The sequence below is a fragment of the Stenotrophomonas sp. 17(2023) genome (assembly GCF_030345315.1).
GTDB lineage: Bacteria > Pseudomonadota > Gammaproteobacteria > Xanthomonadales > Xanthomonadaceae > Stenotrophomonas > Stenotrophomonas acidaminiphila.
Genome location: NZ_CP128405.1, coordinates 3,113,119 through 3,139,405, shown reverse-complemented (window position 1 = coordinate 3,139,405; position 26,287 = coordinate 3,113,119). Strand labels below are relative to the sequence as shown.

At 70.5% G+C, this 26,287-nt stretch carries 26 protein-coding genes; 6 read left to right on the top strand and 20 right to left on the bottom strand.

Features of this window, described 5'->3' with window-relative positions; translation table 11 throughout:
* The first annotated feature begins 45 nt into the window (after positions 1-45).
* Entirely contained in the window at positions 46-933 is an 888-nt protein-coding gene (gene ampE / locus QQA12_RS14160) for a regulatory signaling modulator protein AmpE (RefSeq protein ID WP_226049647.1), read from the top strand.
* Between the two features lie 114 nt (positions 934-1,047).
* Here the strand turns inward: ampE and QQA12_RS14155 are convergent, their stop codons facing one another.
* From QQA12_RS14155 to QQA12_RS14135, 5 genes are all read right to left on the bottom strand, one after another.
* On the bottom strand, positions 1,048-1,458 hold the full coding sequence (locus QQA12_RS14155) for a DUF2752 domain-containing protein (protein ID WP_054668792.1): 411 nt from the start codon (positions 1,456-1,458) through the stop codon (positions 1,048-1,050).
* Positions 1,459-1,467: 9 nt separating this feature from the next.
* Positions 1,468-1,776, bottom strand: a complete 309-nt coding sequence (locus QQA12_RS14150; protein WP_054667776.1) for a CD225/dispanin family protein — start codon at positions 1,774-1,776, stop codon at positions 1,468-1,470.
* A 22-nt stretch (positions 1,777-1,798) separates the two neighbouring features.
* A complete protein-coding gene (locus tag QQA12_RS14145; protein WP_056932805.1) occupies positions 1,799-2,116 on the bottom strand; it encodes a hypothetical protein in 318 nt (105 codons plus the stop codon).
* A 90-nt stretch (positions 2,117-2,206) separates the two neighbouring features.
* A complete protein-coding gene (locus tag QQA12_RS14140; RefSeq protein WP_226049646.1) occupies positions 2,207-4,096 on the bottom strand; it encodes an MFS transporter in 1,890 nt (629 codons plus the stop codon).
* The gene (locus tag QQA12_RS14135; RefSeq protein ID WP_054667771.1) at positions 4,083-5,018 is read right to left on the bottom strand and encodes a LysR family transcriptional regulator; all 936 of its coding nucleotides are present in this window, start codon (positions 5,016-5,018) and stop codon (positions 4,083-4,085) included. The genes QQA12_RS14140 and QQA12_RS14135 overlap by 14 nt, the downstream gene beginning before the upstream one ends.
* A 98-nt stretch (positions 5,019-5,116) precedes the next feature.
* Here QQA12_RS14135 and QQA12_RS14130 point away from each other — a divergent pair, with 98 nt between their 5' ends.
* Together QQA12_RS14130 and QQA12_RS14125 are read left to right on the top strand one after the other, a co-directional pair.
* Positions 5,117-6,298 (top strand): MFS transporter, encoded by a 1,182-nt coding sequence (locus QQA12_RS14130; protein WP_226049645.1) that lies wholly within the window; start codon positions 5,117-5,119, stop codon positions 6,296-6,298.
* A gap of 84 nt (positions 6,299-6,382) precedes the next feature.
* Positions 6,383-7,327 (top strand): IS481 family transposase, encoded by a 945-nt coding sequence (locus tag QQA12_RS14125; RefSeq protein ID WP_226049644.1) that lies wholly within the window; start codon positions 6,383-6,385, stop codon positions 7,325-7,327.
* On the opposite strand, the gene yccS is transcribed toward QQA12_RS14125, so the two are convergent.
* Positions 7,324-9,522, bottom strand: coding sequence for a YccS family putative transporter (yccS, locus tag QQA12_RS14120; RefSeq protein WP_226049643.1), 2,199 nt, complete (start codon positions 9,520-9,522; stop codon positions 7,324-7,326). The two genes, QQA12_RS14125 and yccS, sit on opposite strands and share 4 nt — an antisense overlap.
* A 99-nt stretch (positions 9,523-9,621) precedes the next feature.
* A complete protein-coding gene (locus QQA12_RS14115; protein WP_056932801.1) occupies positions 9,622-10,542 on the bottom strand; it encodes a LysR family transcriptional regulator in 921 nt (306 codons plus the stop codon).
* Between the two features lie 76 nt (positions 10,543-10,618).
* Here QQA12_RS14115 and QQA12_RS14110 point away from each other — a divergent pair, with 76 nt between their 5' ends.
* The gene (locus QQA12_RS14110) at positions 10,619-11,614 is read left to right on the top strand and encodes an aldo/keto reductase (protein WP_226049642.1); all 996 of its coding nucleotides are present in this window, start codon (positions 10,619-10,621) and stop codon (positions 11,612-11,614) included.
* Between the two features lie 140 nt (positions 11,615-11,754).
* On the opposite strand, the gene purD is transcribed toward QQA12_RS14110, so the two are convergent.
* The 13 genes from purD to cutA form a co-directional block, all read right to left on the bottom strand.
* A complete protein-coding gene (gene purD / locus QQA12_RS14105) occupies positions 11,755-13,041 on the bottom strand; it encodes a phosphoribosylamine--glycine ligase (protein WP_226049641.1) in 1,287 nt (428 codons plus the stop codon).
* A 23-nt stretch (positions 13,042-13,064) separates the two neighbouring features.
* Complete coding sequence (locus QQA12_RS14100) at positions 13,065-13,472, bottom strand: hypothetical protein (RefSeq protein ID WP_226049640.1); 408 nt, start codon at positions 13,470-13,472, stop codon at positions 13,065-13,067.
* Positions 13,472-14,290: a hypothetical protein gene (locus QQA12_RS14095; RefSeq protein WP_233324919.1), complete on the bottom strand. Its 819-nt coding sequence runs from the start codon at positions 14,288-14,290 to the stop codon at positions 13,472-13,474. The genes QQA12_RS14100 and QQA12_RS14095 overlap by 1 nt, the downstream gene beginning before the upstream one ends.
* A 10-nt stretch (positions 14,291-14,300) precedes the next feature.
* On the bottom strand, positions 14,301-15,884 hold the full coding sequence (gene purH / locus QQA12_RS14090; protein ID WP_226049638.1) for a bifunctional phosphoribosylaminoimidazolecarboxamide formyltransferase/IMP cyclohydrolase: 1,584 nt from the start codon (positions 15,882-15,884) through the stop codon (positions 14,301-14,303).
* Between the two features lie 89 nt (positions 15,885-15,973).
* Positions 15,974-16,246 (bottom strand): DNA-binding transcriptional regulator Fis, encoded by a 273-nt coding sequence (fis, locus tag QQA12_RS14085; RefSeq protein ID WP_054667755.1) that lies wholly within the window; start codon positions 16,244-16,246, stop codon positions 15,974-15,976.
* A 98-nt stretch (positions 16,247-16,344) separates the two neighbouring features.
* Complete coding sequence (locus tag QQA12_RS14080) at positions 16,345-17,106, bottom strand: DUF3426 domain-containing protein (protein WP_082394166.1); 762 nt, start codon at positions 17,104-17,106, stop codon at positions 16,345-16,347.
* Between the two features lie 29 nt (positions 17,107-17,135).
* Positions 17,136-18,050 carry a 50S ribosomal protein L11 methyltransferase gene (gene prmA / locus QQA12_RS14075; protein ID WP_054667753.1) on the bottom strand — a complete coding sequence of 305 codons (915 nt, stop codon included), beginning with the start codon at positions 18,048-18,050 and terminating at the stop codon, positions 17,136-17,138.
* A 177-nt stretch (positions 18,051-18,227) separates the two neighbouring features.
* A complete protein-coding gene (gene accC, locus QQA12_RS14070) occupies positions 18,228-19,595 on the bottom strand; it encodes an acetyl-CoA carboxylase biotin carboxylase subunit (RefSeq protein WP_104939698.1) in 1,368 nt (455 codons plus the stop codon).
* 10 nt (positions 19,596-19,605) lie between these two features.
* A complete protein-coding gene (gene accB / locus QQA12_RS14065) occupies positions 19,606-20,094 on the bottom strand; it encodes an acetyl-CoA carboxylase biotin carboxyl carrier protein (RefSeq protein WP_054667750.1) in 489 nt (162 codons plus the stop codon).
* A 61-nt stretch (positions 20,095-20,155) separates the two neighbouring features.
* Positions 20,156-20,590 (bottom strand): type II 3-dehydroquinate dehydratase, encoded by a 435-nt coding sequence (aroQ, locus tag QQA12_RS14060; RefSeq protein ID WP_054667749.1) that lies wholly within the window; start codon positions 20,588-20,590, stop codon positions 20,156-20,158.
* 222 nt (positions 20,591-20,812) lie between these two features.
* Positions 20,813-21,394 (bottom strand): TlpA disulfide reductase family protein, encoded by a 582-nt coding sequence (locus QQA12_RS14055; protein ID WP_226049637.1) that lies wholly within the window; start codon positions 21,392-21,394, stop codon positions 20,813-20,815.
* Position 21,395: 1 nt separating this feature from the next.
* Entirely contained in the window at positions 21,396-23,729 is a 2,334-nt protein-coding gene (locus QQA12_RS14050; protein ID WP_226049954.1) for a protein-disulfide reductase DsbD, read from the bottom strand.
* A gap of 7 nt (positions 23,730-23,736) precedes the next feature.
* A complete protein-coding gene (cutA, locus tag QQA12_RS14045) occupies positions 23,737-24,069 on the bottom strand; it encodes a divalent-cation tolerance protein CutA (RefSeq protein WP_226049636.1) in 333 nt (110 codons plus the stop codon).
* A 209-nt stretch (positions 24,070-24,278) separates the two neighbouring features.
* Here cutA and QQA12_RS14040 point away from each other — a divergent pair, with 209 nt between their 5' ends.
* Together QQA12_RS14040 and groL are read left to right on the top strand one after the other, a co-directional pair.
* Positions 24,279-24,566, top strand: coding sequence for a co-chaperone GroES (locus tag QQA12_RS14040; RefSeq protein WP_054667743.1), 288 nt, complete (start codon positions 24,279-24,281; stop codon positions 24,564-24,566).
* A 58-nt stretch (positions 24,567-24,624) separates the two neighbouring features.
* On the top strand, positions 24,625-26,268 hold the full coding sequence (gene groL / locus QQA12_RS14035; protein WP_054667742.1) for a chaperonin GroEL: 1,644 nt from the start codon (positions 24,625-24,627) through the stop codon (positions 26,266-26,268).
* Positions 26,269-26,287 lie beyond the last annotated feature (19 nt).

Genomic DNA, 26,287 nt, shown 5'->3' with positions numbered 1-26,287 from the left:
CGCGCGGCCTTGGCGGGGCCTACAATCAGGACCCGGAGGAATCGCATGTTCACGACCCTGGTAGCAGTGATCGCGGCACTGGTCCTTGGCCATCTGGCGCCCGCGCCGATGGCGGCCCTGCGCGACTGGCGCTGGTTCGGGCGCTGGCTGGGCTGGCTGCAGGTACATGAAGGCGGCAGCAATGCCGGCCGCTTCGGGCTGCTGCTGGCCATCGCCCCCTGCGTGCTGCTGGTGGCGGCCGTGCAATGGCTGCTGGCCGGGCACCTGCACGGGCTGCCGTCGCTGCTGTTCGGCATGGCGGTGCTGGCGCTGTGCTGGGGGCCGCGCGACCTGGACCGCGACGTCGAGGCGGTCATCGACGCGGAGGATGCGGCGGCCCACGACGCAGCGGTCGCCCAGCTCCAGTCTGCCGGCGGCAGCCTGCGCGAGGATATGCCCACGCTGGTCGACGCGACCCTGTACAACGCGCTGCGGCGCTGGTTCGCGCCGCTGTTCTGGTTCCTGCTGCTGGGCCCGCTGGGCGCGGTGCTGTACCGCCTGCTGGTGCAGTCCGTACACGGCCCGATCGCCGCTGGCGTGGCCGCCGAAGCCCGCGGGACGGGCGCCTGGGCGCTGGCCGTGCTGGAATGGCCGGTGGCCCAGCTGATGACGCTGTCGATGGCACTGGTCGGCAATTTCGACACGGTGTTCTCGGCCTGGCGCCGTGCCGGTGGCAACCGCTGGGCGCTGGACCTGGGCTTCCTGGGCGAGGCCGCGCGTGCAGGCGTCGGCATGGAACTGGCCGAGGACGCGGCCGATGCGCGCGAGGCCGGTCTGGTTCCGCACGCCGAACGTCATCCCGAACTGCGCGATGCGATGAGCATGGTCTGGCGCATGCTGCTGTTGTGGATGGCGCTGCTGGCGCTGTTGATCATCGCCGGCTGGGTGGGGTGAGTCCCTGCGGCGGATAGAGTCGCGAAGCACTGGTAGCCGGTGCCACGGCATTGGCCGGTGGAGGTGCCGGGTACGTCGCGCGGATGGGAGTGCCGGCGCGCAGCGCTGTTCTTTTCAGCCCGGTGCGAGCAGGGTGAACGGGTACCAGGGCAGGTTGCGGGCGACCCAGTAGGCCGGCAGTACCGCCAGCCACAGCTTCGGCGCCATCACCACCCTCATCAGCGGCTGCAGCCAGCGCGGGTTCCAGCCGGCGGACCAGAGCACCATCAGCGGGACCAGGGCGAGGGTCACCAGGCCCAGTGGATTCATCGAGAACGCGCGCAGCAGGTCGCCGTGGGCCAGGGCGTGCAGCGCGCGGGTCAGTCCGCAGCCGATGCAGTAGTAGCCGGTGAAGGCCAGGAACATGCAGGGCGGGAACGGGTTGCCCTCGACGTTCGGATCGAAATGCCACAGCAGCCAGATGCCGGCGGGGATCGCCAGTGCGACCCCCGCCAGCGCGAGCTTGTGCCGGGTTTCGAGCAGCAGCGCCACGGCTTACTGGTATTGCTGCAGCATTTCCATGTAGGCGGCGGCACCGCCCATGGCGAAGTAGATGGCGTTGAACACCACGCCGATGATGGCCAGCGCGGTAGCCACCCAGCACCAGGTCTTGGCGTTGTTGGAGGCGCGGCGGGCGCCCTCGATGTCGCCCTGGCTCAGCAGGTTGTTCACCTTGCTGGAGAACACGATGGCGACGATGCCCACCAGGCCCAGCGGGCAGCACAGGCAGGTGGCCAGGACGGTGGCGATGATCGACCAGGCCAGGTGGTTGGGGATGCTGCCGGCGGGATTGACGGTATTCATGGGTTCTCCGATGGGGTTGCGATCAGCGTGACTTGCAGGCGTTCGCCGCGGTCAGCGACGAGAGGATCATGGCCGCGACCCAGCACAGCGGCCAGGTGATGAAGCCGATGAAGACGAAGCACAACAGGACGTTGACGAAGGTCAGCGCCCAGTAGCCGAACATGATGATCAGGCCGGTGCCGACATTGCCGGCGTACATGTGGCCGATGCCGAACGTCTGCAGGAACAGCCCCGGCAGCACTTCCAGCAGGGCCGCCACGCCGCCGGACTTCTGCGGGTGGTAGTAGTGGTGCACCTGCTGCGGCGCGGGAGCGGCGGGAGGGGGCGGTGGGATGTCCATGTTTCCTCGGTGTCGGCGGGTGCCGTGCAATCCCTGCAGCCGCGTCTGGATGGATAGCGTAGCGATTTGCCGGGCAGGCGGTAAAGCCGGTCAGGCCTCGCCGCCGCGCAGCGCCCGTACCCGGGCCTCCAGCGCCGCCGCGTCGGTGGCCGTACCGTCGATGGCGGGGGCGGCTGCCACTTCGATGTGGGCGCGGAAGCGGCGCGGTACGCGCATCCGTCCCAGGCGCGTGTCGCGCCGGCTCCACATGCTGCTCCACATGCCTTTCAGCGCCAGCGGCACCACCGGCACCGGCCGCCGGGCCAGGATCTTCTCCACCCCGGAGCGGAACCGGGCGATGTCGCCGTCGCGGGTCAGCGCGCCCTCGGGGAAGATGCAGACCAGCTCGCCTTCCGCCAGCGCCGCATCGATGGCGTCGAACGCGCGCTGCATCAATTCGGCGTCTTCCTTGGGACTGGCGATGGGAATGGCCTTGGCGGTGCGGAAGATCCAGCGCATCACCGGGATGTTGAAGATCCGGTAGTACATGACGAAGCGCACCGGGCGCGGGATCACCGCGGCCAGGATCAACGCGTCCATGTAGCTGACGTGGTTGCAGACGATCAGTGCCGCGCCCTCGTCGGGCACGTGTTCCTCGATGCCGGTCCGGCGCAGGCGGTACAGCGCGTGCACCATCACCCAGCTCAGGAAGCGCATCAGGAACTCGGGCACGATGCTGAAGATGTAGCCGGCCACCAGCACGTTGGCGATGGCCAGTGCCAGGAACAGCTGCGGCACGCTCCAGCCCAGCACGCTCTGGGTGAGCAGGCCGGCCATCGCCGCCAGCACGATGAAGCCCGAGTTCTGGATGTTGAGCGCGGCGAACACGCGCGACATCTCCGACTTCGGCGTGCGGCTCTGGATCAGCGCGAACAGCGGCACCACGAACAGGCCGGTGAACAGGCCGATGCCGAGCAGGTCGACGACGATGCGCAGGCTGCCGGGCTGGCCCAGGAAGCCGGCCACGCCCAGCCCGCTCGCCGCCACCGCGCCGGTGCGGGCGAAGTACAGGTCGAACAGGAACGCGCTCATGCCGAACGCGCCCAGCGGCACCAGGCCGATCTCGACGGTGCGCGCGGACAGCTTTTCGCACAGCAGCGAGCCGGTGCCGGTGCCCACCGAGAACAGCGCCAGGGCGAAGATGTACAGGGTCGAGCCGCCGCCCAGGTTGATCTCGGCGTAGGTCGGCAGCTGCGAGGTCAGGATGGTGCCGACGAACCAGAACCAGGACACGCCCAGTACCGCGTTGCGCACCGCCTTCTGCTTCCTGGCCATCCGCAGCACCGCCAGCGATTCGGACAGCGGGTTCCAGTTGATCTTCAGGTCCGGCGCGCCGGCATCCACTTTCGGGATCAGCCGCGCGGCGATGTTGCCGGCCACCGCCAGCGCGATCACCGCCACCGAGGCCACGACCGGGCCGTGGCTGCCGGCCAGGGTGAAGATCATGCCGCCGACGATCATGCCGCCGAGGATGGAGATGGAGGTGCCCATCTCGACCAGGCCATTGCCGCCGGTCAGCTCCTCCGGCTTGAGGATGGACGGCAGCACCGAGTACTTCACCGGGCCGAACAGGGTGGACTGCATGCCGGTGCAGAACAGCGCCACCAGCAGCACCGGCATGCTCTGGGTGAGGAAGCCCAGCGCGGCCAGCGACATGATCACGATTTCCATCGTGGTGGTGATGACGATCAGCCGCTGCTTCTCCAGCTTCTCGGCGAACTGACCGGCCAGCGCCGAGAACAGGAAATAGGGCAGGATGAAGATCGCCGGCGCGAGCATGGCGTAGATGCTGCGTTCCTTGGTGCTGACGCCGAGGAAGAACAGCAGGCCGATGATCGCCTGGCGGTACACGTTGTCGTTGAAGGCGCCCAGCGCCTGGACGACGAAGAACGGCAGGAAGCGGCGCTGTCCGAGCAGCGCGAACTGGTTATGGCCGGCCACGTGGGTTCCTTGGTTTGCGGCGCACCTTAGCAGGTTCGATGCGCGGCCCGTGCGTCGCGGCGGCGGGCAACAGGTCGAGCAGGGCGCGCGCGGCGGGCGTTGGATCGGCGCGCCAGACCGCGCAGGTGCGGAAGCGGAACGGCTCGGCCAGCGGGCGCACGTCCACCCCCTGCATGCGCGCGGCCATGCTGTCCGGGATCGCCGCGACCGCCAGCCCGGCGGCCACCAGTTGCCGCAGCAGTTCGCCATGGCTGACCTCGTACTGCAGCCGCGGCGCGACGCCGCGCTCGCGCAGGGCGTCGTCCATCATCCGGCGCACGCCGGCGCCGGGAACCAGCGCCGCCAGCGGGACGCCGTCGAGCGCGGGCAGCGGCACCCGCTGCATCGCCGCCAATGCATGCCCGCGCGGCAGCAGCAGCGACAGGCCTTCCTCGTCGAGCAGGCGGTGCTGCGCCGGCAGTGGCACCTGCGGGCCGACGCCGACCAGGGCCACGTCCAGCCTGCCCTCGGCCAGCTCGGCCAGCAGTTCCTCGCTCATGCCCACGCGCAGGTGCACGTCCACGGCTGGATACGCGCCCCGGAACCGGGCCAGCAGGTCGGGGACGTCGACCACGGTGAGCGCGGTGATCTGGCCGATGCGGATGCGCCCGCGCACCGTGCCCAGCGCCAGCGCCATCTCCTCCTGCAGGCGGTCGGCGGCCTGCAGGGTGAGCCGGGCGTTGCGCAGGAACACCTCGCCGGCGGCGGTGGGCCGCACCTGGCGGTGGCCGCGCTCGAACAGGCGCGCACCGAAGGCCTCCTCCAGCCGCGCCACCTGGTGGCTCAGCGCCGACTGCACGGTGTGGCAGCGCGCCGCCGCCGCGGTGAACCCGCCTTCCTCGGCGACGGCGACCACGAATTCGAGCTGGCGCAGGGTGAACATGCCATCACTAAAACAGATGAAATGGATGATGACAATACATTTGTGTCATGGAAGGCCCCGCCACAGACTTGCCGCCTGCTCCCCCGACCGAGACCGTGATGTCCACCCACTCCCCCCATGCCAACGCGCTCAGCCAGCGGCGGGTCATGCTGCTGGCGGCGGCCACCGGGCTGATCGTGGCCAGCAACTACTACGCCCAGCCGCTGCTGCAGCTGCTGGGCGGTGCGTTCGGCCTGGGCGCCGGCACCGTGGGCTGGGTGGTGACCGTCGCGCAGCTGTCCTATGCCGCCGGCCTGCTGCTGATCGTGCCGCTGGGCGACCGCCTGGAGCGGCGGCGGCTGATCGTGGCGCTGTTCGTGCTGGCGGCGCTGGGGCTGCTGGTCAGCGCCAGCGCCGGCCATTTCGCGCAACTGCTGGCCGGTACCGCGCTCAGCGGCCTGTGTGCGGTGGCCGCACAGGTGATCATCCCGCACGCGGCGACGCTGGCGGAGCCGGAACGGCGCGGGCGCGTGGTCGGTACGCTGATGGCCGGCCTGCTGCTGGGCATCCTGCTGGCGCGCACCGCCTCGGGCGTGCTGGCCGGGATCGGCACCTGGCAGACCGTGTACTGGGTCGCCGGCGCGGCACTGCTGCTCATGGCGCTGGCGCTGGCCCGCGCGCTGCCGGCCTACCGGCCGCAGGCGACGCTGTCGTATCCGCGCCTGCTCGCCTCGGTGCTGGCGCTGCTGCGCGACGAGCCGGTGCTGCGCCGGCGCGCGTTGCTGGGTGCGCTGCTGTTCGCCGGCTTCAGCGTGTTCTGGACGCCGCTGGCGTTCCTGCTGTCCGGGCCGGCCTATGGCTACTCCATCGCCAGCATCGGCCTGTTCGGGCTGGTCGGTGCGGCCGGTGCGCTGGCCGCCAGCCGCGCCGGGCGCCTGAGCGACCGCGGCCATGGCCGCCTGGTGACCGGTGGCGGCCTGGTGGTGTTGCTGCTGTCATGGGGGGTACTGCTGCTGGCGCCGGTCTCGCTGGCCGCGCTGGTGGTCGGCGTGCTGGCGCTGGACGTGGCGGTGCAGGCGGTGCACATCGACAACCAGAGCACGATCTACCGGCTGGACGAAAGCGCCCGCAGCCGCATCACCGCGGCCTACATGACCTGCTATTTCATCGGCGGCGCGGCCGGTTCGGCGCTGGGCACGCAGGCCTGGACCCGGTACGGCTGGAACGGCGTGTGCGCGGTGGGCATCGCGCTGGCGCTGGCGGCGCTGCTGGCGATGCCGCGCGCGTCCGGGCGGCGCTAGGTGTGATCTCTCAGTAGGTTGTTCATCCGGGGCATCGCTGGAAGATGGGGGTTACGACACCAACCCAGCCCCCAGGAGCCCCGGATGAACCTGCATAAACATGCCCGTTTGACGCCTCGCGGTCGAGCCCTGCTTGTGGAGCGCATCCTCGTGCAGGGCCTGCGCATCGAAGAGGCCGCCCACGCGGCCGGCGTGAGCGTGCGCACGGCCTACAAGTGGCTCAAGCGATACCGGGAGGAAGGCCCTGCGGGTCTGGTTGACCGCAGCTCCCGGCCGCAGACCTGCCCCCATGCCACGCCGCCGGCCATCGTGGCGCAGGTGCTGGAGCAGCGTCGCTCGCGCCGGACCTATCGCCAGATCGCCCAGCGGCTGCCCGTGGCGCCCAGCACCATCGCCCGCTTACTGCGCCGTGCCGGGCTGCATCGCCTGGCCGAACTGGAACCGGCGCTGCCGCAGAACCGCTACGAGTACGCCCGGCCCGGCCAACTGCTGCATCTGGACATCAAGAAGCTGGGGCGGATCGGTTCCCCGGGCCACCGTGTGACCGGCGACCGCTCGCATCGGCACCGGGGCATCGGCTGGGAATACGTCCACCTGGCCATCGACGACCACTCGCGCATGGCCTTCGCCTCCATCGCGCCGGACGAGCGCGGAACCAGTGCCTGCAAGGCCCTGATCCGCACGGTGCGTTACTACCGCAGCCTGAGCGTGCGCTTCGAGCGGGTGTTGACCGACAACGGCACGTGCTACAGGTCGCGCCGCTTCCAGCGCCTGGTCCGCCGCCTCGGCCTGCGCCACCTGCGCACGCGTCCCTACACCCCCCGCACCAATGGCAAGGCCGAGCGCCTGGTGCAGACCAGCCTGCGCGAGTGGGCCTATGCCCGCGCTTACAACAGCTCAGAGCAGCGCACCGGCGCCCTCCATGGCTGGCTGCACCACTACAACTGGCATCGGCCCCACGCCAGCCTCGACTACAAGCCGCCCATCTCCCGAATCCCGCTGAACAACGTGCTGGGTTTACACAGCTAGGCCAGCGGTGTCGCCGGCGTGGCGGGCGCCGGCGCCCCCACCGCTTCGTCCGCGGCCGCGCGCAGCCGCGGCAGCAGGCGCAGGATCAGCGCCAGCTGGGTGCGTACCAGCCGTGATTTGTCGTCGCTGTCGCCGGGCAACTGCTCCAGCGTATCGGCCAGCGCGGCCTCGTCGACCTCGGCCGCCGGCACCGGCCGCCGCTCGCCGAGTGCGGCCGACAGCCCGGCCAGCGCCTGTTGCAGGTACTGCTGGGCATGGCTGACCAGCGGGTCGTCGGTCACCGTGGTGCGCGCGCGGTGCGCGCCGAGTGCGGACAGGTAGCCGAGCAGGGTGTTGGACAGCGCCAGGAAGCGGAACCCCGCATCCAGGTTGCCGCGCGCGTAGCCCGGCTCGCGCAGCATGTTGGACAGCGCCACCGACAGCGCGACGTCGGCGTTGTGCATGTCGCGGCGGGCGATGCGGTAGGGCAGGTCGTCGCGCATGCCGCTGCGGTACTGGCCTAGCACCTCGTCCAGGTAGCGGGCGCTGGTGGCGATCACCTGCGCCATCACCCGGTGCAGGCGCCGCCCCTGCCAGTCGGGCAGGATCAGCAGCGAGGCGGCGGCGGCGATCACGCAGCCGATCAGCGTGTCCAGCAGCCGCGGCCAGATCAGCACGAAGCCGTCGCCGAGCAGGTTGAAGCACAGCAGCGCCATGGTGGTGATCGCGGCGGTGGCGATCACGTAGCGGTCGGTGCGGGTGACGAAGAACAGCAGCGCCGCGGCCAGCGCCAGCAGCAGCTGCACGGTGGTGCCCGGGAACAGCTGCATCAGCGCCCAGGTCGCGCCCAGCCCGAACAGGGTGCCGCCGATGCGCTGCACCAGCCGCAGCCGGGTCGCGCCGAAGTGCGGCCGGCACACGAACACGATGGTGAGCAGGATCCAGTAACCGTTGCTCGGGTGCACCAGCTTGAGCACGGCGTACCCGGCGATCAGCGCCAGCGCGATGCGCACGCCATGGCGGAACAGCACCGAGCCGGGCGTCAGCGCCTGGCGCAGCCGGGTGGCCATCTCGCGCAGGGTGTGCGGCGAGGAATCGCGCAGGCGGGTGTCGATGCCCTCCAGTGGCGTGTCGGCCAGCGACGCCTCGGACAACTGCCGCGCGATGCTGGACAGGTTGGTCGCCAGCAGCTGCAGCGAGCCGAGCAGCCGCTGCCAGTGCGGGTTGTGCTGGTCGCGCAGGTACTGCAGCGAGTGTTCCAGGTCCTGCCCGGCCTGGCGGTTGCGTTCGCCGTAGTCGAACGGCTGGCGCAGGCGGATGGCCTGGCCCAGCGCCATGCACGCGCCGCCCTGCAGCGACAGCAGGCGCCGGCAGCGGTACAGCACGTCGCTGTGGAAAAACGCCTCGGTCAGCGCCTCGTAGGGATAGTGCGAAGAGCTGGCGCGTTCGTGGAAATCCTGCGCCATGTAGTACAGGCGGAAATACAGCCCGGACTGCACCCCGGGGCGCCCGGAGCGGCCGAAGCGGCTGAGGATCGCGGTCTTGGCCGCGTTGAGCGCCTCGACCACGCGCACGTTCTGCTCGGCCAGCGCCAGCCGCCGCGCCTCGAGGTCGCCGTGGCGCACCGGTTCGAACAGGTCCGCCTTGAGCTGCAGGTAGCGCCCGAGCTCGGCGAACAGCCGTGCCAGCCGCTCGCGCACCGGCCGGTTGGCGAACATCACCGTCCACAGGATCGACAGCGCGCCATACCACGCCGCGCCGGCGAGCATCTGCGCCACGTCGCGCCAGGCCGCATCGGTGCCGGCGCCGCGGTGCTGGTCCATCGCGATCATGGTGTAGATCGCCAGGGTCACCGTGGCCTGGCCGATGGAGGCGTAGCGTTCGCCCAGCGCGCCGAGCAGGGTCAGGGCGAAGGCGGCCAGCGCCAGCGCCGCGACGAACGGCAGCGGCCAGTCGAACAGGTGGATGACCGCCGCGGCGGCGGCGACGAAGCACAGCAGCGACAACAGCACCGATTTGCTGCGGCCCCAGCCGTTGTCGTCGGTCTCGGCCACGGCGCTGGCGATGGTGCCCAGGAACAGCGACGGCAGCGGCTGCAGGTCGCCGCGGTACCAGCACACGGCCATCAGCGTGGACAGCGCGATCGACACGCGCAGGCCGTAGCTGGCCTTTTCATGGGCCCAGAGCCGGTTCAACAGGCGTTCGGTGGGGCGCATGCCGGTGCGGTGGATCGTCAATGGGGAGAGTGCGCAAGCTTGCAGTGCCGGCCACCAGGCGACAAGGCCGTGCCGCTCGTGGACAGGTGTGCGCGCACGTTACGACGACACCGCGTTGGCGTCGCGCATGAAATCGACGAACACCCGCAGCTTGGGCGCGAGCTGCTCGCGTGACGGGTAGTACAGGTGGAAGCCGGGGAACGGCGGCTGCCACGCGTCGAGCAGGCGCAGCAGGCGGCCGGCGGCCAGGTCCTCGGCCGCCGCCGCCTCGAACACCTGCGCCAGCCCGAGGCCGGCGATGGCCATGCGCCGGCCCAGCCCGCTGTCGTTGAAGATCGGCCCGCCACCGACCTCGATGCTGAAATCGTGCCCGTCGCGGGTAAACTCCCACGGCATCAGCCGGCCATCGCTGCGCCGGTAGCGGATGCAGGCATGCGCTGCCAGCGCCTGCGGCGTTTCCGGTGGCCGGTGCCGGCGCAGGTAGTCCGGCGCGGCCACGACCACCAGGCGCTGCGGCGGGCCCAGCGGCACCGCCACCATGCCATCGGCCAGCGATTCGCCCAGCCGGATGCCGGCATCGAACCCCTCGGCCACCAGGTCGGTCAGCGCCGCCTGCACCGCCAGTTCCACCTCGACATGGGGAAAGCACGCGGAGAACGCCGGCAGGTGCGGCAGCAGCATCTGTTCGACCACGATCCGCGGCGCGGTGATGCGCAGGCGCCCGGCGGGCACGTCACGGCTTTCCTCCAGTGCCTGCAGCGCGCCGCCGATGCGCGCCAGGGCCGGCGCGGCTTCGCGCAGCAGGCGTTCGCCCGGCTCGGTCAGCCCGACCCGGCGCGTGGTCCGGTGCAGCAGGCGCACGCCCAGCCGCCGCTCCAGGGTGCGCACCGACTGTGACGCTGCCGAAGCCGACATGCCCAGTTCGATCGCCGCCTGGCTGAAGCTGGCGTGGCGCGCGACGCAGGCGAAAGCCGCCAGCGCCGGCAGCAGGGAGGGGGCTATTGTGAAGTCCTGCTTCATTGATGTTGCAGATTACCCGGATTTATCGCGATGTTCCCGCGCCCTACAGTGGCCGTCCCCCATCTGGAGCATTGCCATGCAGACCCGCACCCTTGGCCGCAACGGTCCCGTGGTTTCCGCCCTCGGCCTCGGCTGCATGGGCATGAGCGCGTTCTACGGCGGCCGCGGCGACGATGCCGCGGCCATCGCGGTGATCCACCGCGCGCTGGAACGCGGCGTCACCCTGCTCGACACCGCCGACATGTACGGCCCGCACACCAATGAAATGCTGGTCGGCCGTGCCATCGCCGGGCGCCGCGGGCAGGTGGTGCTGGCCACCAAGTTCGGCGTGCGCCTGGACCCGTCCGACCCGCAGGCGCGTGGCGTCGACGGCCGCCCCGATTACGTGCAGGCCGCCTGCGAGGCCAGCCTGAAGCGGCTGGGCGTGGAGCATATCGACCTGTACTACCAGCACCGGGTGGATCCGCAGGTGCCGATCGAGGACACCGTGGGCGCGATGGCGCGGCTGGTCGAGCAGGGCAAGGTGCGCTGGCTGGGCCTGTCCGAGGCGGCGCCGGAGACGATCCGCCGCGCGCATGCGGTGCACCCGCTCACCGCGCTGCAGACCGAGTACTCGCTGTGGTCGCGCGAGCCCGAGGACAACGGCGTGCTGGCCACCGTGCGCGAACTGGGCATCGGCTTCGTGCCGTACTCGCCGCTGGGCCGCGGCTTCCTGACCGGTGCGATCCGTACGCCCGCGGATTTCGACGCGGACGACTACCGGCGCCATTCGCCGCGTTTCCAGGGCGACAACTTCGCCCGCAACCTGACGCTGGTGGAACAGGTGCGGGCGCTTGCCGCCGCGCGCGGTGTCAGTGCCGGGCAACTGGCGCTGGCCTGGGTGCTGGCGCGTGGCGAGGACCTGGTACCGATTCCCGGCACCAAGCGCCTGGCGTACCTGGAGGAAAACCTGGGCGCGCTTGACATCGTGCTGGATGCCGCCGACCTGGCGCGGATCGAGGCGGTGTTCCCGCCCGCCGCCGCGGCCGGCGCGCGCTACCCGGCGGCCAGCATCGGCAGCGTGCACCGCTGAAGGGTCGGGGCGAGGGCCGAGGGCCTCCACGCACCTCGTATTTCCCGCCCCATGGGCCGTGTCCCATCGCGCCGGCAGATGCAGGCAACGGAAAAGGGCGGCCGCAGGCCGCCCTTTTCATCTTCCGTCGCACCGATGGCTTACTGCTGTTCGCGGGCGATCGCGCGCCAGCCGATGTCGTTGCGGTGGAATTCGTTGGCCCAGTGGATCTTCGCCACGCCGGCGTAGGCGTGGGCCTGTGCATCCCGGACGCTGTCGCCCAGCGCGGCCACGCACAGCACGCGGCCGCCGGCACTGACGACATTGCCGGCAGCGTCCAGCGCGGTACCGGCATGGAACACCTTGGCGCTGGCCGGCACGTCGTCCAGGCCGCTGATGACATCGCCGGTGACCGGCGTTTCCGGGTAGGGCCTGGCGGCCATCACCACGCCCAGCGATGGGCGCGGGTCCCACTGCGCCTGGACCCCTGCCAGCGCGCCGTCGATGGCCGCTTCGAGCAGGTCGACCAGGTCCGACTGCAGGCGCAGCATCACCGGCTGGGTTTCCGGGTCGCCGAAGCGCACGTTGAACTCGATCACCTTCGGTGCGCCCGTGGCGTCGATCATCAGGCCCGCATACAGGAAGCCGGTGAACGGCACGCCGTCGGCGATCATGCCGGCCACGGTCGGCTCGACCACTTCGCGCATGACCCGGGCGTGCACCTCCGGCGTCACCACCGGCGCGGGCGAGTACGCGCCCATGCCGCCGGTGTTGGGGCCGGTGTCGCCATCGCCCACGCGCTTGTGGTCCTGGCTGGTGGCCATCGGCAGCGCGACGCGGCCATCGACCATGGAAATGAAGCTGGCTTCCTCGCCCTCGAGGAATTCCTCGATCACCACCCGCGCGCCGGCATCGCCGAAGGCGTTGCCGCTGAGCATGTCGCGCACCGCGGCCTCGGCTTCATCCAGCGTCATCGCCACGATCACGCCCTTGCCGGCGGCCAGGCCATCGGCCTTGATCACGATCGGCGCACCCTTCTCGCGCAGGTAGGCCAGCGCCGCATCGACCTCGGTATGCACGGCGTAGAACGCGGTGGGGATGCCGTGGCGGGCAAGGAAATCCTTGGCGAAGGCCTTGCTGCCTTCCAGCTGCGCGGCGGCGGCGGTCGGCCCGAAGATGCGCAGGCCGGCCGCGCGGAATGCATCGACCACGCCGGCCACCAGCGGCACTTCCGGACCGACCACGGTCAGGCCCACGGCTTCGTCGCGGGCCAGCGCGAGCAGGCCGGCGATGTCGGTGACCTTGACCGCCACGTTGCGGCACTTGCCTTCGGTGGCGGTGCCGGCGTTGCCGGGGGCGACGATCACTTCGCTCACGCGCACGGACTGGGCCAGCTTCCAGGCCAGGGCGTGTTCGCGGCCGCCGGAGCCGATGACGAGGATTTTCATGGGGCAGTTCCTGTAGGGGGCATTCAAGGGGAAGGGCAATCGGAGGCTTTCAGCGTGGCGTCGAAGAACACGGCGCCATCGGCGTCGACGAAACGGCGGCGGGCTCCACCGCCGGCGGCGCGCACCGGCGCCAGCGCCGGCTCGTCGCACAGCGCCAGCATCGCGTCCTGCTCGTCGGCGCGCAGCGCGTCGAATACCTCGGGCCTGGCCCGGGCCATGGCCACGGTGATGTCCGCCGAACGGATCACCAGCACCAGGTCGTCCCCGTCACGGCGTACCGATTCGACCACCAGTCCATCGCGATAGGGGCGGGGAAGCTGCGCGCCGATCTCTTCCACGGCCCTGCGCTGCGCCTGCTCCAGCGCATGGTTGCCGCAGCCGGCGGTCACCACCAGGGTCGCCGCCAGGAGCAGGGGCCGGCGCCACCGCATCAGTCGCAGGCCTCCAGCTGCATGCGCGCCGGGACCAGGTAGCGCGATTGCGCCGGATCGTAGGCGATGGCATGCACGGCATCCACCGCGCCGGTGCAGCCGTTGCCGGTCTCGTGCACGCGCAGTGGCCAGTAGCGCAGGCCGGGCTGGCTGTCGTCCGGACGGGCATCGAAATCCAGGTCCAGCGTCCCGGGCCGGCAGCTGCCGGTGGTGACGCAGTCGATCGCATTCTGGTTGTCCAGGTGGGTACGCAGCCAACCCGCCTCGGCCACCGTGCCGCCGCCATCGAATACCAGCCAGGCCCGGTCGCGCATCCTCGAGCCCACCACCACCAGTTCGTCGTCGATCTGGTAGGCCCAGGCGCCGGCGCCCACCTGCAGGGTGCTGACCGCACCTGGCCGGCCACCGCTGCCGCTGGCCCGGCCGGGCAGTTCGGCCGCGACGCCCAGGGTGCCGTCGGTGGCCTGGCGCAGCACGATGAAATCACTGCTGCCCAGTTCCACGGGCGTCGCATCGAGGTAGCGGGTGCACACGGCCAGCATGCGATAGCGGCCATCGGCGAGGGTGATGTCGCGGTCGGCGCACAGCTCGCGCTGGACCTGCCGTGCCGGGTCCAGCTGCGGGTCGTCCAGGGGTTGCGTCCAGGTGCCCTTCAGCTGCGCGGGCGCGCCGTAACGCGCCTTGAGCAGCGACAACACGGCCGCATCGTGGCCGTGCGGCAGCTGCCCCTCGCCTTGCGCGGGCACATCCTGCCGGCACGACGCCAGCACCAGCGCGGCGAGCAGCGACGCCAAAGCCCGGAATACGCCCGCCGCCATGCCTGCGGCCTCAGTGGCGGAAGTGGCGCACGCCGGTGAACACCATGGCGATGCCGTGCTCGTCGGCCGCCGCGATCACCTCGGCATCGCGCATCGAACCGCCCGGCTGGATCACCGCGGTGATGCCCGCTTCGGCCGCGGCGTCCAGCCCGTCGCGGAACGGGAAGAACGCATCGGAGGCCATCACCGAGCCCGGTACCACCAGCCCCGCGTCGGCGGCCTTGATGCCGGCGATGCGCGCCGAATAGACGCGGCTCATCTGCCCGGCGCCGACGCCGATGGTGCGCTCGTCCTTCGCATAGACGATGGCGTTGGACTTGACGTACTTGGCCACGCGCCAGGCGAACAGCAGGTCACGCAGCTCGGCGGTGGTCGGTGCGCGCCGGGTCACCGTCTTCAGCTCATCGGTGGTCATGCCGCGGTTGTCGGCGCTCTGGATCAGCAGGCCAGAACCAATGCGCTTGGTGTCGTAGTTGTTGCGCGCGTCACCGGCCGGGATGCGCAGCACGCGAACGTTGGCCTTCCTGGTGGCGTACTCCAGCGCGGCCGGCTCGTAGTCCGGGGCGATCAGCACCTCGACGAACTGGCGGTCGAGGATGGCCTTGGCGGTGGTCGCATCCAGCGTGCGGTTGAACGCCAGGATGCCGCCGAAGGCGCTGGTCGGATCGGTGTTGTAGGCCATTTCGTAGGCGGCGCCGACATCGGCGGCCACGGCCACGCCGCACGGGTTGGCGTGCTTGACGATGACGCAGGCCGGCACGTCGAACTGGCGCACGCATTCCCATGCGGCATCGGCGTCGGCCAGGTTGTTGTAGCTCAGTTCCTTGCCCTGCAGCTGCACGAAGGTGGCCAGCGTGCCCGGTACCGGCCACAGGTCACGGTAGAACACGCCACTCTGGTGCGGGTTCTCGCCGTAGCGCAGGTCCATCACCTTCACGAAGGTGGAGTTCATCTGCGCCGGGTACTCATCGCGCACCGGCACCGCGGCGGTGGTGTCGGTGATCGCCGACAGGTAGTTGCTGATCGCCGCGTCGTACTGGGCGACGCGGTTGAACGCGGCCACCGACAGCGCGAAACGGCGGGCGGCCGAGAGCTTGCCGTCGTTGGCGGCCAGTTCGGCCAGCAGTGCGTCGTACTGGTCCGGGCTGGTGGCCACGGCGACGCGGGCGAAATTCTTGGCGGCGCTGCGCAGCATGGCCGGGCCGCCGATGTCGATGTTCTCCACCGCATCGGCCAGGCTGCAGTCGGCGCGCGCGGTCACCGACTCGAACGGGTACAGGTTCAGCACCAGCAGGTCGATCGGGGGAATGCCGTGCGCGGCCATCACCGCGTCGTCGGTGCCGGCGCGGCCGAGCAGGCCGCCGTGCACCAGCGGATGCAGGGTCTTGACCCGGCCATCCATCATTTCCGGGAAGCCGGTGAGCTCGGATACGTCCTTGACCGGCAGGCCGGCCTCGCGGATCGCCTTGGCGGTGCCGCCGGTGGACAGCAGTTCGACGTCGTGCGCGGCCAGCGCGCGGGCCAGTTCGACCAGGCCGGTCTTGTCGGAAACGGACAGCAGGGCCCGGCGCACGGGCAGCAGATCAGCGGACATGGGGGTGGGGAGGGAAGCGGAAGCGGGCCCGTATTGTAGCCGCGCGTTCACCTGCCTGCCCCCGGCAGGCGCGCCCGCCGGGCGAGGGCTCAGGCCAGCCCGTATTCCTTGAGCTTCTTGCGCAGCGTGGCGCGGTGGATGCCCAGCAGCGCCGCGGCACGGCTCTGGTTGCCCTCGCAGTGGTTGAGCACTTCCACGAACAGCGGAATCTCCATCTCACGCAGGACGATTTCATAGACATCGTCGGCGTCGCAGCCATCCAGATCGCGCAGGTAGCGGCGCACGGACTGGGCGACGTGTTCGCGCAGCGGCGGCTTCGGAGCGCCACGACTGTTGTCAGGACGGGGTGGGGCAGCGTTCAAGGGATTTCCCGGATTCAGCGGAGCCGGCGCGGCCGCGCCCGGCATGGGGAGGGGAGTCTAGCGCGTGGACGAGGGGGCCGCCACGGCAGGCGGCGCGGTCAGCGGAACTCGAACGCGTAGGCCACGGTGGCCGCCGAGGGTTCGCGCAGCAGGAACGCGATCTGCGCGCTCTGCCCCGGTTCCAGCCGCTGCGCGGGGTCGTGCGCGGCGCCCAGGTAGTCGCGCGGCTGCAGCAGGCGGCGCCCGATGACGCGGCCGTCGGCATCGGACAGCGACAATGACAATGCCGGCCAGGCCTGCGCCCAGCGCGCGTCGTTGCGGAAGCTGGCCTGCACCTGCAGCACGCCCGGGCGCCCGGGCAGCGGCCGCACTTCGCGCTGCAGCATGGTGTAGGCCGTGGGCTGGTGCCAGGGCGGCAGGGTGCAGCGCAGGACCGTGCACAGCCCGGCCACGAGCGGGCGCCAACCTGCGCGGGCGGCCAGCGTGGCGCGGTCGGCGAGCACCACCTGGACGGCGAGCAGCAGCGCCAGTGCGAGCAGCAGCAGCCATTGCCAGCGCGGCGTGCGGCGGATCGCCGCCGGCGCCATCGCCGGGCGGCGCAGGAAGTCCGGTGCGATGCCGCCTTCCAGTGGGGCGCTGTCCCCGTCCTGCCGCGCATCCGGCTCGCCGCCGCCGATGTCCTGCGCCTCGGCCGGTGGCTCCGCGGCCGCGGGCGGGATCGTGTTCGCGGCACCGGCGTCGGCACCGGCATCGACCTGGCTGCCGGTGTCCATGGCGTCCGCCCCGGCGGGCCGCGGCGTGGCCCCGCTGCGCAGCAGCGTGGCCAGCGAAGGGCGGGGCGGCGTGGTTTCTTCGCTCATGGCAGGTCGGTCCTGGACACTGCGCTCATTCAAGCACGGCGTACGCCGGTAATGCGCATCCAGTCGCCGTCCTGCACGGCTTCCAGTTGCTCGAACCAGGGGGCGTAGCGTTCCAGCAGCTCGCCTTCCTGGCCGTGCAGGATGCCGGACAGGGCGATGCGCCCACCGGGTGCCACGCGTGCGGCCAACAGCTCGGCCAGTGCGTCCAGCGCCGAGGCCAGGATGTTGGCGACCACCACCGGATAGGTCGCCGCCGGCTCGTCCTGCGGCAACCAGGCGGCGATGTGCACGCCATTGCGCTCGCCGTTGTCGGCGGTGGCGGTGAGCGCCTGCGGGTCGTTGTCCACGCCTACCGCGGCGGCGGCGCCGAGCTTGAGCGCGGCCAGGGCCAGGATGCCCGAGCCGCAGCCGAAGTCGAGCACGGTGCGGCCCTGCAGTTCGCCCTCGGCCGAGAGCTGGTCCAGCCAGCGCAGGCACAGCGCGGTGGTCGGGTGGGTGCCGGAGCCGAACGCCAGGCCCGGGTCCAGCCGCACCACCGCGGCGTCGGCGGCCTGCGCCGCTTCGGGCAGTTCATGGTTCCACGGCACGATCCAGGTGCGCTGGCCGAACCGCATGGGCTGGAACTGGTCCAGCCAGGCGCGCTCCCAGTCTTCGTCTTCGACCGCGCGGAACCCGGCACTGCTCCAGTCCAGGCCGGCGTCGAACGCCTCCAGCGCGGCCAGCAGCGCCAGCGCGTTGGTCTCGGCCGGGAACAGCGCGGTCAGCACCAGCTCGTTCCACAGCGGCGTCTGCCCCACGCCCGGCTCCAGGATCGCGCGCTCGTTGCTGGTGTCGGCATCGGCGTCGAGCATCGTCACCGCCAGCGCGCCGACGTCCTCCAGGGCGTTTTCGTAGCGGGGCTGGGTGGCTTCGGTGCAGCGCAGGGTGAGTTCGAGGAAAGGCATGGGGATGGCGGCGACAGCGGAACGGAAGCGGGCATCCTAGACGAGGCTGCGGATGTTTTCCTTCTCCTGCCGGCCACGGGTGCCGTGGTGCCCGTCGCCGCGGCGCGTGCGTGCGGCCGCGCAGACGGAAGAAGGCGGGTTTCCCCGCCTTCTTCCTTCACCCTCGACGAGCCGCGCTCAGGTCAGCGCGATCGACTGGTTCTTGCGCTCGGCCAGGCGCTTTTCCAGGTAGTGGATGTTCTGTCCACCGGCCTGGAAGCCCTTGTCGCGCATGATCCGCTGCTGCAGGGCGACGTTGGTCTTGATGCCGTCCACGACCATCTCGCTCAGCGCCACCCGCATGCGGGCGATGGCGGTGTCGCGGTCCGGGCCGTGCACGATCAGCTTGCCGATCATCGAGTCGTAGTTGGCCGGCACGCGGTAGCCGCCGTAGATGTGCGTGTCCACGCGCACGCCGGGGCCGCCCGGCGGGTAGAAGCCGGTGATGGTGCCCGGGCACGGGAAGAAGGTTTCCGGGTCCTCGGCGTTGATGCGGCACTCGATCGCGTGGCCGTTGATCTTGATGTCGCTCTGCTTGATCGACAGCTTGTGGCCGGCGGCGATCTTCAGCTGCTCGGCGACCAGGTCGATGCCGGTGATCATCTCCGTCACCGGGTGCTCCACCTGGATGCGGGTGTTCATCTCGATGAAGTAGAAACGGCCGTTCTCGAACAGGAACTCGAAGGTGCCGGCGCCGCGGTAGCCGATGCGGATGCAGGCCTCCACGCAGACCTTGCCGATCTCCTCGCGCAGTTCCGGGGTGATGCCCGGTGCCGGTGCTTCCTCCACCACCTTCTGGTGGCGGCGCTGCATCGAGCAGTCGCGCTCGCCCAGGTGGATGGCGTTGCCCTGGCCGTCGGCCAGCACCTGGATCTCCACGTGGCGCGGGTTCTCCAGGAACTTCTCCATGTAGACCATGTCGTTGCCGAACGCGGCCTTGGCTTCCTGCTTGGTGGTGGCGATGGCATTGACCAGCGCACCCTCGGTGTGGACCACGCGCATGCCGCGGCCGCCGCCGCCGCCGGCCGCCTTGACGATGACCGGATAGCCGATCTCGCGGGCGATCTTGACGTTGGTCGCCGGGTCGTCGCCCAGCGGGCCGCCCGAGCCGGGCACGCACGGCACGCCGGCGGCCTTCATCGCGCGGATCGCCTCGACCTTGTCGCCCATCAGGCGGATGGTGTCGGCCTTGGGCCCGATGAAGATGAAGCCGGACTGCTCCACGCGCTCGGCGAAATCGGCGTTCTCGGAGAGGAAGCCGTAGCCGGGGTGGATGGCCTGGGCGTCGGTGACCTCGGCCGCGGCGATCAGCGCCGGGATGTTGAGGTAGCTTTCCGACGACGGCGCCGGGCCGATGCAGACCGACTCGTCGGCCATGGCCACGTGCTTGAGGTTGCGGTCGACGGTGGAGTGCACCGCGACCGTGCGGATGCCCAGGGTGTGGCACGCGCGCAGGATGCGCAGCGCGATTTCACCCCGGTTGGCGATTACGACCTTGTCGAGCATGGCCGGCGCCTCAGGCGATCACGAACAGCGGCTGGTCGAACTCCACCGGGTTGCCGGTTTCGCCGAGGATGGCGACCACGGTGCCGGACACCTCGGCCTCGATCGGGTTGAACATCTTCATCGCCTCGATGATCGCCAGGGTCTCGCCGGCCTTGACCTGCTGGCCCACGCTGACGAACGGCGGCTTGTCCGGGGACGGCGACGCATAGTAGGTGCCGACCATCGGCGCGCGCTGCACGTGGCCGTCCGGCAGGGCGTTGCCCGGCTTGGCGGTGCCGCCGGTGGACGCCTCGGTCGGCGAGCTCATCGGCATCGACGGCGCGGCCACGGCGGCCGGCGCGGCGACATGGGCGGGGGCGGCCATCACCGGCGCCGGCACGTAGCCGCCGACCGGGGTGCGCGACAGACGCACGGATTCCTCGCCTTCCTTGATCTCGATCTCGGCCAGGTTCGACTCTTCCAGCAGGTCGATCAGCTTCTTGATTTTGCGCAGGTCCATAGGATGCCTCTTGGGTGGTGTAGGCGGTGGCGCGCTCGCGCCCACCGCCCGGGAATGGGGGTCACAGCCGCAGCAGTGCCGCGTCCATGGCGTAGCGGTAACTGTCCGCGCCGAAGCCGCAGACCACGCCGACCGCCTTGTCGCTGAAATAGCTGTGCTGGCGGAAGGGCTCGCGGGCGTGGGGGTTGGACAGGTGGATCTCGATGAACGGGATGGCCACCGCGGCCAGCGCGTCGCGCAGCGCCACCGAGGTGTGGGTGAAGGCGGCCGGGTTGATCAGGATGAAACCGGTACCATCGCCACGCGCGGCCTGCACCCGCTCCACCAGCACGTGCTCGGCGTTGGACTGCAGGCTCTCCACCGCGTGCCCCGCCGCCTGTGCCTGCCGCGCCAGCGCGGCATCGATGTCGGCCAGCGTGGTGTGTCCATAGACCTCCGGCTCGCGCGTGCCGAGCAGGTTCAGGTTGGGGCCGTGGAGGACCAGCAGTTTTGCCATGGGCCAGCGGTGGGCGGGAAAGGGCGGCAGTGTGAGCGAACCGGGGAATACTGTCCAGTTCGGCGAAATTGGCGGCGTTTTAATCGATTGTTTGAAATTGCCGGGAGCCCCCGCCGGGTGCCCGGGGCGTCGTGTGGACGCATGTGCGTGGCGTCCGCGGGGCGCTGTGCCGGCGCCATGGGGGCGGCCTGCTGGCGGATGTTGGCGTCACGTTCGCCGCGGTTAGCGCGCTTCTTCGTCCAGCCCGGCCCACGCCTCGATCTCCCCGGCCTTGAAGGGGCCCAGCTTCTGCCGGACCACGCGCCCCTGCGCGTCGATCAGCACGCTGTAGGGCAGCAGGCCCTGGCGGTTGCCGAGCTTGACGCTGGCGTCGGCCGGGCCGGGGGGCTCCAGCACGATGGGGTAGTAGACCGGCACGTTGCCGAGGAAATCGAGCACCGCTTCGTGCGTGTCCAGTGCCAGGCCCACCACCTGCGGGCCGCTGTCGGCGTGGCGGGCGGCGAAGCGCGCCAGTTCCGGCATTTCCTCGATGCACGGCGCGCACCAGCTGGCCCACACGTTGATCAGCAGCGGCCGGCCCAGGAAGCGGTCCGGGAACCGAACCGGCATGCCGTCCAGGTCGGGCAGGGTGAAGGCGGGCACCCGGTCGCCCGGGGCAAGCGCCGCGGGTGCCGCGGCCGGCGTGGCCGGACGGGCCGTCGACGGCTCGGTCATCGACGGCAGCGCGGGCCGGGTCAGCCAGGCGCCGGCGGCCAGTCCGGCCGCCGCGGCGATGCCCACCACCCACCATGCCGCGCTGCGCATCTCAGCGTGCCGCGCGCAGCAGCGCGTCCTCGACGATGGCCTGGGTCAGCACGGTCGGCAGCACGCGCGGCGGCGCGCCCGGCCCGTACACCACGTACAGCGGCACGCCCACGGCCTTGTGCTGTTCCAGGAACGCGCTGATCTGCGGATCGACATTGGTCCAGTCGCCGTGCATGTACACCGCGTCCACCCGCTTGAGGGTGTCGCGGAACGTGTCGCGGTCGAGCACGTTGCGTTCGTTGGCCTTGCAGGTCACGCACCAGTCGGCGGTCATGTTGACGAACACCACGCGGTTGTCCGCGCGCAGCCGGTCGAGCATTTCCGGCGAGTACGCCACGGTGCCTTCGCTGGCCGCGCGTGCCGGCGGTTCCATGCGGGTCACGCCCCACACCGGCACCAGCGCCAGCAGCACCAGCACCACGCCCAGCGCCATGCCCGCGCGGCGGCTGCGCCAGCGGTTGCGCTCGAACCACCACAGCCCCAGCGCCAGCAGCGCCGCACCGGCCAGCAGCAGCGCCATCGCGTCGATGCCGCGCTGCTTGCCCAGCACCCACAGCAGCCAGATCGCGGTCAGGTACATCGGGAACGCCAGCACCTGCTTGAAGGTTTCCATCCAGGCGCCGGGCCTGGGCAGGCGCCGGGCCAGCGCCGGCACGAAGCCGATCAGCAGGAACGGCAGCGCCAGCCCCAGCCCCAGGGCCAGGAACACCAGCATCGCCACTGCCGCCGGCGCGGTGAAGGCATAGGCCAGCGCCGGGCCCATGAATGGGGCGATGCACGGGCTGGCGACCACGCAGGCCAGCACGCCGGTGAAGAAATCGCCGGCCGCGTCCTGGCGCTGCGCCAGCGACTGGCCGACGCCACCGAGGTTGCCGCCCAGGGTGAACACGCCGCTCAGGCTCAGGCCGACCACGAACATCAGGTAGACCAGCGCGGCGATGAACCACGGGTGCTGCAGCTGGAAGCCCCAGCCGGCGGCCTGCCCGGCCGCGCGCAGTGCAAGTACCAGTGCGCCGATGGCGGTGAACGCGACCAGCACCCCCAGCGTGTACCACAGCGCATGGCGGCGGGCGTGCTGGCGGCTCTCGCCGCTCTGCGCCAGCCCCAGCACCTTCAGCGACAGCACCGGCAGCACGCAGGGCATCAGGTTCAGGACCAGGCCGCCGGCCAGCGCCAGCAGCAGGATCCACGCCAGCGAATCGCCTTCACCGGCGTTGCCCGGCGGCTGGCTGCGCCCGGCGTTGTCGGCCGAGGCATCGGGGGTGGTCGCGGGCACGCCGCCGCCGTTGTCGTTGGAGCGGACCACCAGCGGCTGCGGGGCGGGCGGGTTGGCCGGGTCGATGGCCGCCGGGTCGGCCGGCTTGCGGCCGCTGGGCAGCGGCGTGATCACCAGCGGGGTGACCATCGCCTCGCCGCTGGGCGAGACCTTGCCGGCCGGCAGCGCCAGTCGGACCCGCCGGGTCATCGGCGGATAGCAGATGCCGTCGGTCTGGCAGCCCTGGAAGGTGGCCACCAGCGTCGCCGGGCTGGCATCGGCGCGTTCGCGGTGCAGCGGCAGCGGTACATCGACCTGGTCGAAGTACACCACCACGTTGCCGAAGTGCTCGTCGCGGTGCGAGGTGCCTGCCGGCCACTGCGGCTTGCCGGTGCGGATCCCGGCCGCGCCCTCCAGCGCCAGCGAGGTGCGGTCGCGGTACAGGTAGTAGCCCGGCGCGGGGGTGAACCGCAGCAGCAGGCGGTTGCCGTCATCGACGATCGCCTCGAAGCCGAACGCCTGTTCCGAGGGCAGCGGCAGGGACTGGGTGGCGGCGCTGCCCGGCAGCTTCAGGCCGCCGCCATCGTTGCGCGCCAGCGGGTTGAACAGCGGTGCGCCGCCGGCCGGCGCGGCCGCGGCACCGGCACTGGCGCCGGGCAGCCGGACCTCGACGGTGCGCTTCTGCGGGGGGTAGCACACCCCGGCATCGGCACAGCCCTGGTAGCGCACCTCCAGCGTCACCGTCCCGGCGCCGGGGTCGGCGGTACCGGGCAGGGTGGCCTTGAGCTGCCGGTGGTAGGTCTCGACGTCGCCGAAGAACTCGTCGTGCTTCTTCTCGCCGGCCGGCATCTGCAGCGCGCCGGCGCTGAACCCGGGCCCGGCCTTGACGCTGGTGCGGTGGCGGTAGAGGTAGTAGCCCGGGGCGATGTCCCAGCGCAGCTCGATGCGGTCGCGCGTGTCCGCCTGGACCTGGAGGACGAAGGCCTTGTCGACCGGCAGCAGGTCCTTTTCGTCCAGGGCCAGGGCCGGGAAGGCACAGAGGGTGAGCAGGCACAGGGCGGTGAAACGGCGCAACAGCATCTTCAAGTCAGGTGTCCTCGCGGGTCTGGGCCCGGATCCAGTCCAGGTAGGCCGGCAGGCCGGCGCTGGGGGAAACCGCCAGAATTTCCGGCAATTCGTACGGATGGTGCTGCAGGAGCGCCGCCGTCAGCGCTTCCAGGCGGTCGGCGGTGGTCTTGATCAGCAGTTGGACTTCCTCCGCCTGCTCGATCCGCTCCTGCCAGCGATACACAGACTGTATCTGCGGCAACAAGTTCACGCAGGCGGCCAGGCGCCGCTCGACCAGCAGCCGGGCCAGTGCCTGGGCCGTGGCGGCGTCGGGGCAGGTGCAGAAGACAAGGCGGGCGTCCATCCGGGGCATTGTCGCAGATGCCGCCGCCGCCGCCGCCGGGGCCAGCGGTGGCGGCGGCGCAGGAAGTTGGGTTCAGGCACTTGAAAGCCCGCCGGCGGTCCCCATTTCCCAGCCAAGCCCGGTGACGGGCGTTTTTAGGCGTGGCGTCGCCGCTGCCGCCCGGCGGGGTGGCGACCACCGGACTTTCCAGACCAATCAACAACATCAAGAGGTCTCACATGAGCATCAAGCCGCTGCACGACCGCGTCGTGGTCAAGCCCATCGAAGCCGAGGAAGTCTCTGCCGGTGGCATCCTGATCCCCGATTCGGCCAAGGAAAAGTCCACCAAGGGCGAAGTCGTGGCCGTCGGCCCCGGCAAGCCGCTGGACAATGGCAGCGTCCGCGCCCCGGCGCTGAAGGCCGGCGACAAGGTGATCTACGGCCAGTACGCCGGTTCCACCTACAAGGCCGATGGCGTCGAGTACAAGGTGCTGCGTGAGGACGACGTGCTGGCCGTGATCGGCTGAGCCGCGTTCCAGACGACTCCACAAGACCCCTTAAACCCTGATCCACTGAGGTAAAGCAATGGCTGCCAAGGATATCCGTTTCGGTGAAGACGCCCGTTCGCGCATGGTGCGCGGCGTCAACATTCTCGCCAATGCCGTCAAGGCGACCCTGGGCCCGAAGGGCCGCAACGTCGTGCTCGAGAAGAGCTTCGGCGCCCCGACCATCACCAAGGACGGCGTGTCCGTCGCCAAGGAAATCGAACTGGCCGACAAGTTCGAGAACATGGGCGCGCAGATGGTCAAGGAAGTCGCTTCCAAGACCAACGACAACGCCGGTGACGGCACCACCACCGCCACCGTGCTGGCCCAGGCCCTGATCCGCGAAGGCGCCAAGGCCGTGGCCGCCGGCATGAACCCGATGGACCTCAAGCGCGGCATCGACAAGGCCGTCGTGGCCGCCGTCGCCGAGCTGAAGAACATCTCCAAGCCCACCGCCGACGACAAGGCCATCGCCCAGGTCGGCACCATCTCGGCCAACTCCGACGAGTCGATCGGCAACATCATCGCCGAAGCGATGAAGAAGGTCGGCAAGGAAGGCGTGATCACCGTCGAGGAAGGCTCGGGCCTGGAGAACGAGCTGGACGTGGTCGAGGGCATGCAGTTCGACCGCGGCTACCTGTCGCCGTACTTCATCAACAACCAGCAGGGCCAGTCGGCCGACCTGGACGACCCGTTCATCCTGCTGCACGACAAGAAGATCTCCAACGTCCGTGACCTGCTGCCGGTGCTGGAAGGGGTGGCCAAGGCCGGCAAGCCGCTGCTGATCGTCGCCGAGGACATCGAAGGCGAGGCGCTGGCGACCCTGGTGGTCAACACCATCCGCGGCATCGTCAAGGTCGTGGCGGTCAAGGCCCCGGGCTTCGGCGACCGTCGCAAGGCGATGCTGGAAGACATGGCCGTGCTGACCGGCGGCACCGTGATCTCCGAGGAAGTGGGCCTGTCGCTGGAGAAGGCCACCATCAAGGACCTGGGCCGCGCCAAGAAGGTGCAGGTCTCCAAGGAAAACACCACCATCATCGACGGTGCCGGCGATGCCGCCGCCATCGAATCGCGCGTCAAGCAGATCAAGGTGCAGATCGAGGACACCACCTCCGATTACGACCGCGAGAAGCTGCAGGAGCGCGTGGCCAAGCTGGCCGGTGGCGTTGCCGTGATCAAGGTCGGCGCCTCGACCGAGATCGAAATGAAGGAGAAGAAGGACCGCGTCGACGACGCCCTGCACGCCACCCGTGCGGCGGTCGAGGAAGGCGTGGTGCCGGGCGGCGGCGTCGCCCTGATCCGTGCGGTCACCGCGCTGGCCGGCCTGAAGGGCGCCAACGAAGACCAGGACCACGGCATCCAGATCGCCCTGCGCGCGATGGAAGCGCCGCTGCGCGAGATCGTCGCCAACGCCGGCGAAGAGCCGTCGGTCATCGTCAACAAGGTCAAGGAAGGCTCCGGCAGCTTCGGCTACAACGCCGCCTCGGGCGAGTTCGGCGACATGCTGGAGTTCGGCATCCTGGACCCGACCAAGGTGACCCGTTCGGCGCTGCAGAACGCCGCCTCGATCGCCGGCCTGATGATCACCACCGAAGCGATGGTGGCCGAGGCCCCGAAGAAGGACGAGCCGGCTGCTGCCGGTGGCATGGGCGGCATGGGTGGCATGGGCGGCATGGACTTCTAAGTCCGCCGCAGCCTCACCG

What these genes read in the sequence shown, in the direction of transcription:
- QQA12_RS14040 (WP_054667743.1), top strand. Translation starts at nt 24,279, where the DNA reads ATGAGCATCAAGCCGCTGCACGACCGCGTCGTGGTCAAGCCCATCGAA.
- ampE (WP_226049647.1), top strand. Translation starts at nt 46, where the DNA reads ATGTTCACGACCCTGGTAGCAGTGATCGCGGCACTGGTCCTTGGCCAT.
- accC (WP_104939698.1), bottom strand. Translation starts at nt 19,595, where the DNA reads ATGCTCGACAAGGTCGTAATCGCCAACCGGGGTGAAATCGCGCTGCGC.
- QQA12_RS14145 (WP_056932805.1), bottom strand. Translation starts at nt 2,116, where the DNA reads ATGGACATCCCACCGCCCCCTCCCGCCGCTCCCGCGCCGCAGCAGGTG.
- QQA12_RS14135 (WP_054667771.1), bottom strand. Translation starts at nt 5,018, where the DNA reads ATGTTCACCCTGCGCCAGCTCGAATTCGTGGTCGCCGTCGCCGAGGAA.
- purD (WP_226049641.1), bottom strand. Translation starts at nt 13,041, where the DNA reads ATGAAAATCCTCGTCATCGGCTCCGGCGGCCGCGAACACGCCCTGGCC.
- cutA (WP_226049636.1), bottom strand. Translation starts at nt 24,069, where the DNA reads ATGCCCCGGATGGACGCCCGCCTTGTCTTCTGCACCTGCCCCGACGCC.
- QQA12_RS14150 (WP_054667776.1), bottom strand. Translation starts at nt 1,776, where the DNA reads ATGAATACCGTCAATCCCGCCGGCAGCATCCCCAACCACCTGGCCTGG.
- yccS (WP_226049643.1), bottom strand. Translation starts at nt 9,522, where the DNA reads ATGCGCCCCACCGAACGCCTGTTGAACCGGCTCTGGGCCCATGAAAAG.
- groL (WP_054667742.1), top strand. Translation starts at nt 24,625, where the DNA reads ATGGCTGCCAAGGATATCCGTTTCGGTGAAGACGCCCGTTCGCGCATG.
- prmA (WP_054667753.1), bottom strand. Translation starts at nt 18,050, where the DNA reads ATGCCTTTCCTCGAACTCACCCTGCGCTGCACCGAAGCCACCCAGCCC.
- QQA12_RS14110 (WP_226049642.1), top strand. Translation starts at nt 10,619, where the DNA reads ATGCAGACCCGCACCCTTGGCCGCAACGGTCCCGTGGTTTCCGCCCTC.
- QQA12_RS14055 (WP_226049637.1), bottom strand. Translation starts at nt 21,394, where the DNA reads ATGCGCAGCGCGGCATGGTGGGTGGTGGGCATCGCCGCGGCGGCCGGA.
- QQA12_RS14125 (WP_226049644.1), top strand. Translation starts at nt 6,383, where the DNA reads ATGAACCTGCATAAACATGCCCGTTTGACGCCTCGCGGTCGAGCCCTG.
- QQA12_RS14100 (WP_226049640.1), bottom strand. Translation starts at nt 13,472, where the DNA reads ATGCGGTGGCGCCGGCCCCTGCTCCTGGCGGCGACCCTGGTGGTGACC.
- QQA12_RS14130 (WP_226049645.1), top strand. Translation starts at nt 5,117, where the DNA reads ATGTCCACCCACTCCCCCCATGCCAACGCGCTCAGCCAGCGGCGGGTC.
- purH (WP_226049638.1), bottom strand. Translation starts at nt 15,884, where the DNA reads ATGTCCGCTGATCTGCTGCCCGTGCGCCGGGCCCTGCTGTCCGTTTCC.
- aroQ (WP_054667749.1), bottom strand. Translation starts at nt 20,590, where the DNA reads ATGGCAAAACTGCTGGTCCTCCACGGCCCCAACCTGAACCTGCTCGGC.
- accB (WP_054667750.1), bottom strand. Translation starts at nt 20,094, where the DNA reads ATGGACCTGCGCAAAATCAAGAAGCTGATCGACCTGCTGGAAGAGTCG.
- QQA12_RS14050 (WP_226049954.1), bottom strand. Translation starts at nt 23,729, where the DNA reads ATGCTGTTGCGCCGTTTCACCGCCCTGTGCCTGCTCACCCTCTGTGCC.
- QQA12_RS14095 (WP_233324919.1), bottom strand. Translation starts at nt 14,290, where the DNA reads ATGGCGGCGGGCGTATTCCGGGCTTTGGCGTCGCTGCTCGCCGCGCTG.
- QQA12_RS14080 (WP_082394166.1), bottom strand. Translation starts at nt 17,106, where the DNA reads ATGAGCGAAGAAACCACGCCGCCCCGCCCTTCGCTGGCCACGCTGCTG.
- QQA12_RS14115 (WP_056932801.1), bottom strand. Translation starts at nt 10,542, where the DNA reads ATGAAGCAGGACTTCACAATAGCCCCCTCCCTGCTGCCGGCGCTGGCG.